Here is an 8,066-nt window from a genome sequence, read left to right on the forward strand (position 1 = left end):
TTGCCTTGCGGCTCGACAAAGTGACCAGACCTGACCAGCACAGACGGCGTGAAGGTTGGGGCATCGCCAGAGCCATTGAAGCCCCAGGCCGATCCGAAGGCAGGATCGACGCGGATCTGATGTGCGCTGTCGCAGCCCGGACACCAGAAAAGGACAATGCCACTCTCGGCGCGACGCAGCTTGGAACCAAGGGCGCTCATTGGTTCCGAATCCCTTGCACGTCTTCTTCAGCCGTCCGCCGCCAGAACTCCGAGGGTTGGTCAGGGCGTTCGGGATCAGCGCACCGCCAGAGGCTGCGCATGAAGGAATCTGCCTGGGTGAAATAGGTCGAGCAATACCGGGTCGAACCTTCGCCGTAGCAGGAGCTGTGCGCCTGCGGGGGCGGCGTGTAGAGCGCCTCCATGATCTTGCGGCAGTGACCGCCCCGGATCAGCTCAAGCTGGTGGCGGTTTTGCATGACGGCGAACACCGCAACGCCGCCAGTCAGGGAGACGATGATGGTTCCTGCCATCATCTTGGCGAGCCGATCCTGCATCATTGCCGGGTAACCCCAAGGATTTCGGCCTTGATGGCTTCGGTGGTCTCTGCCGTCAGACCTTTTGCCTTCGCGGCGGCCGTGACAGCTGCGCCCAGCTTGGCTTGCAACTGCTCGTCTTCTTTGGTCTTGCGGGTCGAGGACAGGTTCTGCGCTGCCTGGGCCGACCGGAAGGCATCGGCCAGTTCCTTCAGCTCCTTCGGTGCAATGCCGTCGGCCGCATCGCCCAGCATGTGCAGGACGACCGACTTGATCATCTCGCCCGCGATGATGGTCAGATCGTCGCTGGCCTTGGCATCGTGCTTTTCGGCCAGCACCGCCACGATTTCGCGGGTCTGGTCCAGACGGCGGGAAAGCCGAGCCTGACGCAGTGAGTAACGATTGAACGAGCTGAAGGCCGGAATCGTGAATTCCAGCTCTCCTCGGTGTTCGGCCATCAGGGCTTCGCACTTCGTCACGAACTCAGCATAGATGTCAGTCTGGGTCTTTTCCCGATCGGCAAGCTCCGACGCAGCCCATGCCACAATGGCATCGGCCTCGCTGGGCAAGAGGTCAAAGCTGGAAAGGCGGCCACGACCCATGGCTTAGGCGCCCGGCAGGCTGGGGCGGTCGATGCCCTCGATGGTGATCGAGAGGCGCAGATGACGCTGCCCCTTTTCAGTGATCATTGCCACGACCACACTGCCGGCCTTGGTCAGCGTCACCGCCCCCATCTGCTCCAGCCAGTCAAGCTCACCGTGAATCCACTCGCGCGGGCGATCGATGCCGAAGCGCATCAGCTCTTTGCTGACGTAGCCCGAGTGCATGCGGAAATCCGGCTGACCCGCCAGCGCCTTCAGGATGATCAGCCGGGCATCCGGGCGGATGGTGTCGTTTTCATAGTTCATGGATCAGGTCTTTTTCAGCAGGTGGTCTTCGTGGCGGGCAACGATGGCCTCGACGCGCTCCATGATGGCGCCGTGGCCAGCCATCACCTGGGACATCGTCTTCATCTCGCCCTTGAGGCGCTCCATCGACATTTCCAGCTCGTGCATGTCATCCTTTGACGGCAGGCTTCGGTGCGATTGCTCCATCAAGGTCAGGCGCTGCCCCTGGGCCGACATCTCGGCCGTCAGCGCATCAAGTCGCGCGCCGTTCTTCTTCGACGGCCCGGAAAAGATATTCCAGACGACCGTGCCCAGGTTGATCACGGTCGACAGCGCGAGAGCCCAGAGGATCAGTACCTGGACGGTGGTTTCCTCCGGGCTCACTTCGTCACCCATTTGCTGATGACGTCCTTGACGGTGTGGCCGCCCATGTAGAGCCCCATGAACACCGAGGTCAGGCCAAGCAGTTGGTCAAAGGGCACCGGCGGCAGGGCGATCCGCCAGATGGCATTGGCGATGTGCAGCAGGGCGATGTTCCAGAGCCAGAAGATGCCGAGCAGATACATCCAGCCCGGACGCCAGGCGCGGGCCCAGAGCGGCTCGACCGCGTCGGCCTCCATCATCTGCATCCGGGCCTCGATCTCCTTGGCGTAGAGATCGATCTTCTCGGGAGCGACCGAGCGTTCCACTTCGCGCATGGCGTCGATCACCTTGCCGGGCTGATCGGCCTGCACCTGATCGAGCTGATCCGGTGCGATGCCGATGCGGCCAGCAATGGCGGCGACGATATCCGCTGCCAGCTGGCCGTTGGCATCGCCGAGCCGACCGGAGAGGATCTTCTGCAGGATCGGGAACCCGGCCTGAAGAGCAAGGGCTGCGAGGGCGCTCATGGATCAACCCTCCTCATCCGGCTCGGGCGGGCCGGGCGTGCTCGAAGACAGGCCAACCGCCGCCATGCAGGACTGGCCATTCGCGGCACTGATCAGCGCGGTCCAGGTGGCGCCATCGGGCGAGGCAGTCAGGGTCATCACCGATTGGCCGTCCGACATGATGCCAACCCAGAAGGGCCGCTCGTCATAGCGCGTGGCCAGCGCGGCCAGCGCATCTTCGGTCAGGGCACAGATCGCCGGGGGCGCGGCCTGTGCAATCGTCGACCACAGCGCGAGGGCGACAAGAACGACGAGGGCGCCCAGAAAGCGGCCCAAGCTCATTTCGGCTTTCATCAGAAGCTCCGGAGGAAGGTTGCAAGGCGGGGGAAGAGACGATCGGTCTTGGCCGCGATCACGTCGCGGTAGCGCCAGGCGAGCGACAGGGCGTAAAGCGCCAGCCCGGCCCAGATGAGTGGGCCGACCCATTGAAGATCCGAAACAGGATTCACCGTTGCGGGCACAGTTGCCGCGGGCAGGCCGGTGACGGTGGCGGTGGCGGTCTTGCTGCGGGCATCGAGGCGGCGCTGCAGCGTGGAAAGGGTCGCGCGGCCGATGACGGCATCGGCGTTGAGGGCGTGATCGGTCTGGAACCTGACAACGGATTTCGCCAGAACGGCGTTGACCTGATCGCCGGGATCATAGCCCAGCTTGCGGAACCCCTCGCGGACAGCCCCGATCTCAATTCCGGACATCTGCAGGGCAAAGCGGGCATGAGCAAGCGGCGGGGCGGCGGTCAGAGGCGCGGGATACATGCCGTTCAGCAGCATCAGCGCCTCCCGCTCGCGGCGCGCGGTCAGCCCGGGCAGCACCCGGCCTCCGCCCTTGTTCCACGCCACCAGCGCGGCACGGATCATCTCGCGCGGGGCCTTCTCGCGCCAGCGCTTGACCCAGGATGCGCGCCGGATCGCACCCGTGTTCCAATGGAAGGAAACCCCGGCATCAAAGGCGGGCTGCTTTGCGCCGGGCATCACCTCGGTGACCGCCGGTTCATAGCGGGCCAGCGCCAGATCAAAGAGACGGTCGGACTCGGCCTGCGTGATGATCATGCCCGCCCGGGGCTTCACGACACCCGATGCCGCGGTCAGGCCCCGGCTGATGGTCCAGACGCCCACCGGGTCACGATAGGCGCGCAGGACGTCGCCCTCTTCCTGGCTGAGGGCGGCCTTGCCAAGGGGGCTGGTCTGCATCTGTGGCTGCTCCGGGGATGGGCGGTTGCGCGCTGCGCGCGCCCGCGATTTCCGGATCAGGATGCAATGCAAGCGGGGGCCAGATTAATCCGCAAGACCTTGCGGGGTCAGCGGCAGCGGCAGTTGTCGCGGGTCGGGCGCCTTGGCCTTGCGCAAACCGCGCCACGGCGCCTTCTTGCGCCATGCTCGGACGGTGACATCCGTGACATGCAGTCTGCGGGCAATTTCGGCGTCGGACAAGCCCTGTGACGTCCAGACCGCCGCGATCCATTCTTTCGCTAAAGGCATCCGGCGGGGCAGATGAGCGGCGGCCTCCGCGATCTGGACGGCAATCACAAGACCGAACTCGGCTTCGAGCCGGGACCGCCCCTTCGGACTTGTGGTCAGGTGCAATTCAGCGCCGCCGAACATCAGCAAGAAGCCGATCGCCCCTTCAACGCCCAACACGCGCACGAAGGGCTCGACATGTGCTGGTGTCTTTGGCAAGGACGGCGTCATGCGCGCGGCCCAAATTTGTCCACCTCGTTGCCCCAGCTTGCCCATCCCGGGCGGCGCTGGCGGCTGAAGAGGTCGAGACGCTGGACGTTGGGCATCAGACGCTCGGCGTCAGCATAGGCCTCGTCGGGCTTGCGGCTATGCTCGCGGGCGGGGGCGATGATCACCGATCGGACGGCCTTGGTGGTACGGGGCGCTCCGCGGGTGGCGATCATCCAGGGCTCTCCGGCATTGCGCAGGATGTAGCCAGTGCCGAACGCCTGCTTTCCCGAGGCGCCGACCTTGGCCCAATGCCCGCCGGTCTTGAACCTGAAGCCCCAGGCGCCGATCACCTCCAGGGCGTCGGGCGTCATCGACGCCGGGTGCCAGAGCCAGAGCAGGCAGTCGGCGGCGGCAAGCGCTTCGACCGGAAGCGCCTTGATCCACGAAAGGGGCATGGTGCCGTAGTGCGCCTCGGGACTCTTGGCATAGCCCTTCTCCGACCGCATGTCGTAAGCCCAGGGCGGATCAGCCATGATCAGGCCAAACCCTCCGACCGGACGCAAAGCGTGGAATTCAGCGAGCAAGGTCACCCCCCCGCTGCTTTTCTGGCGCGATCCATGACAACTGCTCACCCATGGCGTCGCTCGGTCTCGATGCCCGCCCGGGCGCACATGGCCTTCAAGGCGCGCGTGACGTCATTGATCTGACCCGCATCGCGGAGCGCGTCGATATCGATTGGGACCGACTGCCATTTCCCCTCAAACCGGGCTCGCACAAAGGTGTTCAGACCATCACGGCCGGGCTTTTCCAGCTTACCCGCCTTGCCCAGCAGCCCCCAGAGGACGTGGACATAACGCAAATCCCCACGCGGCGCCGGAGCGCGACGGCCTTTTGCGCCCCCCTTGTAACCTGCTTTGAAGCCCCGTTCTTCGAGAGCTTCAACGACCTTGCGCAACTCGGCGTCGGTCATGTCGGCCATACTGGCCTTGCCCGTCACCAGAAGCTGAAGATCGTGCCGGGAATCGGCATCGATGCCGAGCTGCTTGCAGCCGACGTGGATCTGGCGCTGGAGATTGCGGACGGCGGTCACAGCAACACCTCCAGCTCGCGGGCGATGTCGTCGATTTCGTAGGCTACGCGGCTGTCATCGTAAGGGTTCTTGATGACCCAGACGCCGAGATCCGACCCGGAGGGGCCAGTCGCCTCGACCGACATTTCAGGTCCGCGGTCCAGAACCTTTGCCAGTGCGACGGCAATCAAAGCGCACCGCTGATGAATCGGCATGTCAGGGTGGAGTTGCGCCATCACGCACCCCCAATCCGGCGCGGCGCAGCCGAGCCACCGTTCACGCCCTGGGCGAGATTGACCCGGTTTCCGGCCGTCCAGCCGGACCAGACGGCATCATCAAACCGGACCTTTCCCTTCGCCAGGCCGGAGACCGGCTTTGCACCGGAAAAGCGGTCATCGCGCGCCGCTTTGGCGACGGCACTCGCCTGTTTGTCGATCGACGGCCCGAAAACCTCGATCAGCCGCCGGGACAGCCTGCCAACCATCCCCACGGTGAAATCTTTCACCGCCGCGCGCCGGGTGGCATCAGTTCTGCGGCGGCGATAGAAGGCCGCGGCCTTGAACTCGGCAATGCCGGTGTCCAGGGCGCGATTGAGAACCGTGAACAGATAGGCCGCGATCTGCGGACCGGGATCACGGCCGACGAAGACCAGCTCTGCGCCGCGCCGACCCGGCACATGCACGAAGGTCGGCGCCGTGTTGGTGCAATAGGCCACGATCTTCCACAAATCGTCGCGGGCACTGCGACCCTTTGTGGCCGCGCCGACAGAGGCCTGCCCGATGGTTATATCCGCCTCGGACAGCCCATGCTCTCGCATCAGGGCCGCAGCCTTTTCGGCAGCGGCCAGCGCTTCGGCCTCGGTGCAGCCCGCCGCTGTGGTCAGTTTCAGCAGAGCGGCGATCTTCTGCTTGATGCTCGCTTGCGCCCCCATCGCCTTATTCCCCGATGTTGGTGCTGGGATGGCGACTGGCCACAGCCTGGGCACCGTCCTGCAAGGTGAGGTGATCCACCGAGACGCCGCCGGTGACCCCTTCGACCTTGACGACGATATCCCCATGCCCGAGCGCCCAGGGCGTCGAGCGGACAACCGTCTCCAGCTTCGACGAGAAGCCCATCACCGCGTGATAGATCACCGGAGTTCCGACCGGGAATCGAGAACGGGCGTCTTCAAGCCGGACTTCAAGAGTGCTGCGCGCCAACATCACGCCCCCCCGCCGATGATTTCCAACTGGATGCTGCCAACGACGGCGCCGGAGAGATCATCCAGGACGGATGCCACGGCATTGTCGTCGTTCAGGTTTTCGACTCGGACCGCCGCAGCGCGCAGATAGGCAGCAAGGCAGCTCTTGGCCGCCTGTGCATCCGGGCCGAACTCTGTCTCGCCTCCCGCGAGCTTCAGGATCAGACGGACCTGCATCACGCCACCTCCAGTTCGAGGGCGGCGGTGACGGCGATCCGCCACTCGATCATGTAGCCTTCGATGTAGCGCGGGCCGTGGAGCCGCGCGAAATCGGTGGCCATGTCCTCGAGGTCGGCATAACCGAACCGCTTGGCGCAGCCCTCAAGGCGCAGGAGCGGCATGTTGCTTTCGCGGATTCCGGTGATGCGATTGCCGGTCCAGAGGATGTCCATCCGCTCGACCGCCGTGCAAATCGCACCCTCGACGATCTGACGGTGATTGACTGCATCCATGAGCCGGATTGGCTCACCGGGCCGGGCATGACGCAGGCGGGGCGGCTCGAAGGTCTGCTGCATCACCCCGGCGGAGATCAGCGGCACGAAACGCTGGGCGAAGGTGTAGGTGATCATCATTCCTCCGATTTCATGAGGCGCAGCGGCGGAGGAGGCAGCGCGAGCGGTTTCTGCTTCGGATTGGTTTTCGCGGGCGGGGCCAGCCTTGCGACCTGCGCTGCGCGCACCTCGGCCAGTTCCGCCAAGGCATAGCCAAGCTGCCGAAAATCGACGGTCTCAACGACAATGGTGATCCGCGCCTTTTCGCCCTTCGTGGTGGCGGAATAGCTGGCTAGGCGCAGCTTGCTGTCCGGTTCTCCCCAAATCATGAAACTGGCCATCAGAAAGACAGGCTCCCATCGTCAGCGGTTTCGAGCCCTGCGCTCGTGGCAGACTTGGATTCGGCATGCCGTCCGACGATGGTGAGCATCTCGCCCCAGCCACCGAGCGCTTCCAGAGCGTCCTCGGCGCTGCCGAGGTCAAAGACGAGGTTGCGGGCCAGCAAGACCTGCAACTGGCCGACCCGCTCATCGGTCGCGGTCAGGTCGCGGTCCATCCGCTCGATCAGGTCACCCAGATTGACGGGGGTATCGCCGATGTAAATGACATAGACGCGCGCCTTCTCGATCAGGGCGGGGAGGGAGAATTCGCCCATCATGCACTCGCAAGGTCGATCGTCAGCGATTGCCAGGGGGCATCGAAGGCGTCGCGGAACTGAAAGCGCAGATAGCTCTTGGACCCGATCACATGCATCGCGTCGCGGATCGCTTCCTGACCCCGGACCCAGCGCGCATCGTCGTCATTGGTGTTCAGCAGGACAAAGACATTGGTCCGGTTGATCTGGCCTTCACGGTCGGTATCGAAGGCGTTGGTGACGATGGAGCGGATCAGCGGGTCGGCCCCGGCGGCGCGCTCGTTGAGACATTCATCGAACAGCGCTTTGGCGATCTGCATTTCAGGGCCATAGGCGATGCGATCCGCGATGCGGACTTCGATCTTCATCAGGCCGTCGAAGGTGGAATAGGTGCGGTTCCCCTTCGGGCCGCCGATCTTCAGCCCATATTCCTGCGCCATGAGCGCGTCGAACGAGCCGAGGTCTTCGTAGACATGCCCCTTGAACCGGGCAATCTGCGCCGCAAGTGCATATGCAAAGCCGAAGACTTTACGGACCATTTCGTCCTGCAGCTTCTTCATGGCCGGGACATTCTCGACTGCACGCAAGCCGCCTTTGCCGTCGGCCATGTAGCGATTGCCATTCGCTTCCACGATGCC

Annotated in this window: 19 protein-coding genes; all 19 read right to left on the bottom strand. The window is 64.3% G+C overall.

Annotated elements, in window-relative coordinates; all coding sequences use genetic code 11:
- Positions 1–200: DUF6527 family protein (locus HS053_RS22235; protein WP_277817087.1), on the bottom strand; the 200-nt coding region annotated here is incomplete at its 3' end.
- A complete protein-coding gene (locus HS053_RS21680) occupies positions 197–538 on the bottom strand; it encodes a hypothetical protein (protein ID WP_174213321.1) in 342 nt (113 codons plus the stop codon). The genes HS053_RS22235 and HS053_RS21680, both read right to left, overlap by 4 nt.
- Complete coding sequence (locus HS053_RS21685) at positions 535–1,116, bottom strand: phage protein Gp27 family protein (RefSeq protein ID WP_174213322.1); 582 nt, start codon at positions 1,114–1,116, stop codon at positions 535–537. Before HS053_RS21685 ends, HS053_RS21680 begins: the two co-directional genes overlap by 4 nt.
- Before the next feature lie 3 nt (positions 1,117–1,119).
- Positions 1,120–1,422: a VpaChn25_0724 family phage protein gene (locus tag HS053_RS21690; protein WP_174213324.1), complete on the bottom strand. Its 303-nt coding sequence runs from the start codon at positions 1,420–1,422 to the stop codon at positions 1,120–1,122.
- A 3-nt stretch (positions 1,423–1,425) separates the two neighbouring features.
- A complete protein-coding gene (locus tag HS053_RS21695; protein WP_174213325.1) occupies positions 1,426–1,797 on the bottom strand; it encodes a DUF2730 family protein in 372 nt (123 codons plus the stop codon).
- On the bottom strand, positions 1,782–2,291 hold the full coding sequence (locus HS053_RS21700) for a 3TM-type holin (protein WP_174213326.1): 510 nt from the start codon (positions 2,289–2,291) through the stop codon (positions 1,782–1,784). The genes HS053_RS21695 and HS053_RS21700 overlap by 16 nt, the downstream gene beginning before the upstream one ends.
- 3 nt (positions 2,292–2,294) lie before the next feature.
- The gene (locus HS053_RS21705; RefSeq protein ID WP_174213327.1) at positions 2,295–2,624 is read right to left on the bottom strand and encodes a hypothetical protein; all 330 of its coding nucleotides are present in this window, start codon (positions 2,622–2,624) and stop codon (positions 2,295–2,297) included.
- A complete protein-coding gene (locus tag HS053_RS21710) occupies positions 2,624–3,517 on the bottom strand; it encodes a lysozyme (RefSeq protein ID WP_174213328.1) in 894 nt (297 codons plus the stop codon). Before HS053_RS21710 ends, HS053_RS21705 begins: the two co-directional genes overlap by 1 nt.
- Before the next feature lie 84 nt (positions 3,518–3,601).
- Complete coding sequence (locus HS053_RS21715; protein WP_174213329.1) at positions 3,602–4,015, bottom strand: response regulator transcription factor; 414 nt, start codon at positions 4,013–4,015, stop codon at positions 3,602–3,604.
- Positions 4,012–4,578 carry an MT-A70 family methyltransferase gene (locus HS053_RS21720; protein WP_241699982.1) on the bottom strand — a complete coding sequence of 189 codons (567 nt, stop codon included), beginning with the start codon at positions 4,576–4,578 and terminating at the stop codon, positions 4,012–4,014. Before HS053_RS21720 ends, HS053_RS21715 begins: the two co-directional genes overlap by 4 nt.
- A 44-nt stretch (positions 4,579–4,622) precedes the next feature.
- Positions 4,623–5,084, bottom strand: coding sequence for a phage protein GemA/Gp16 family protein (locus tag HS053_RS21725; RefSeq protein WP_174213330.1), 462 nt, complete (start codon positions 5,082–5,084; stop codon positions 4,623–4,625).
- The gene (locus tag HS053_RS21730) at positions 5,081–5,299 is read right to left on the bottom strand and encodes a hypothetical protein (RefSeq protein WP_174213331.1); all 219 of its coding nucleotides are present in this window, start codon (positions 5,297–5,299) and stop codon (positions 5,081–5,083) included. Before HS053_RS21730 ends, HS053_RS21725 begins: the two co-directional genes overlap by 4 nt.
- Entirely contained in the window at positions 5,299–5,994 is a 696-nt protein-coding gene (locus HS053_RS21735; protein WP_174213333.1) for a DUF7168 domain-containing protein, read from the bottom strand. Before HS053_RS21735 ends, HS053_RS21730 begins: the two co-directional genes overlap by 1 nt.
- A 4-nt stretch (positions 5,995–5,998) precedes the next feature.
- Positions 5,999–6,265 carry a hypothetical protein gene (locus HS053_RS21740; RefSeq protein WP_174213334.1) on the bottom strand — a complete coding sequence of 89 codons (267 nt, stop codon included), beginning with the start codon at positions 6,263–6,265 and terminating at the stop codon, positions 5,999–6,001.
- The gene (locus HS053_RS21745) at positions 6,265–6,480 is read right to left on the bottom strand and encodes a hypothetical protein (protein WP_174213335.1); all 216 of its coding nucleotides are present in this window, start codon (positions 6,478–6,480) and stop codon (positions 6,265–6,267) included. The genes HS053_RS21740 and HS053_RS21745 overlap by 1 nt, the downstream gene beginning before the upstream one ends.
- The gene (locus HS053_RS21750) at positions 6,480–6,872 is read right to left on the bottom strand and encodes a hypothetical protein (RefSeq protein ID WP_174213336.1); all 393 of its coding nucleotides are present in this window, start codon (positions 6,870–6,872) and stop codon (positions 6,480–6,482) included. The genes HS053_RS21745 and HS053_RS21750 overlap by 1 nt, the downstream gene beginning before the upstream one ends.
- Positions 6,872–7,135 (bottom strand): hypothetical protein, encoded by a 264-nt coding sequence (locus tag HS053_RS21755; RefSeq protein WP_174213338.1) that lies wholly within the window; start codon positions 7,133–7,135, stop codon positions 6,872–6,874. Before HS053_RS21755 ends, HS053_RS21750 begins: the two co-directional genes overlap by 1 nt.
- Positions 7,135–7,449: a hypothetical protein gene (locus tag HS053_RS21760; protein ID WP_174213339.1), complete on the bottom strand. Its 315-nt coding sequence runs from the start codon at positions 7,447–7,449 to the stop codon at positions 7,135–7,137. The genes HS053_RS21755 and HS053_RS21760 overlap by 1 nt, the downstream gene beginning before the upstream one ends.
- Positions 7,449–8,066, bottom strand: a 618-nt coding sequence (locus HS053_RS21765) for a DUF3164 family protein (protein WP_194245634.1), incomplete at its 5' end; no start/stop codon positions are given. The genes HS053_RS21765 and HS053_RS21760, both read right to left, overlap by 1 nt.

Source organism: Tabrizicola fusiformis (assembly GCF_013328815.1).
GTDB lineage: Bacteria > Pseudomonadota > Alphaproteobacteria > Rhodobacterales > Rhodobacteraceae > Fuscibacter.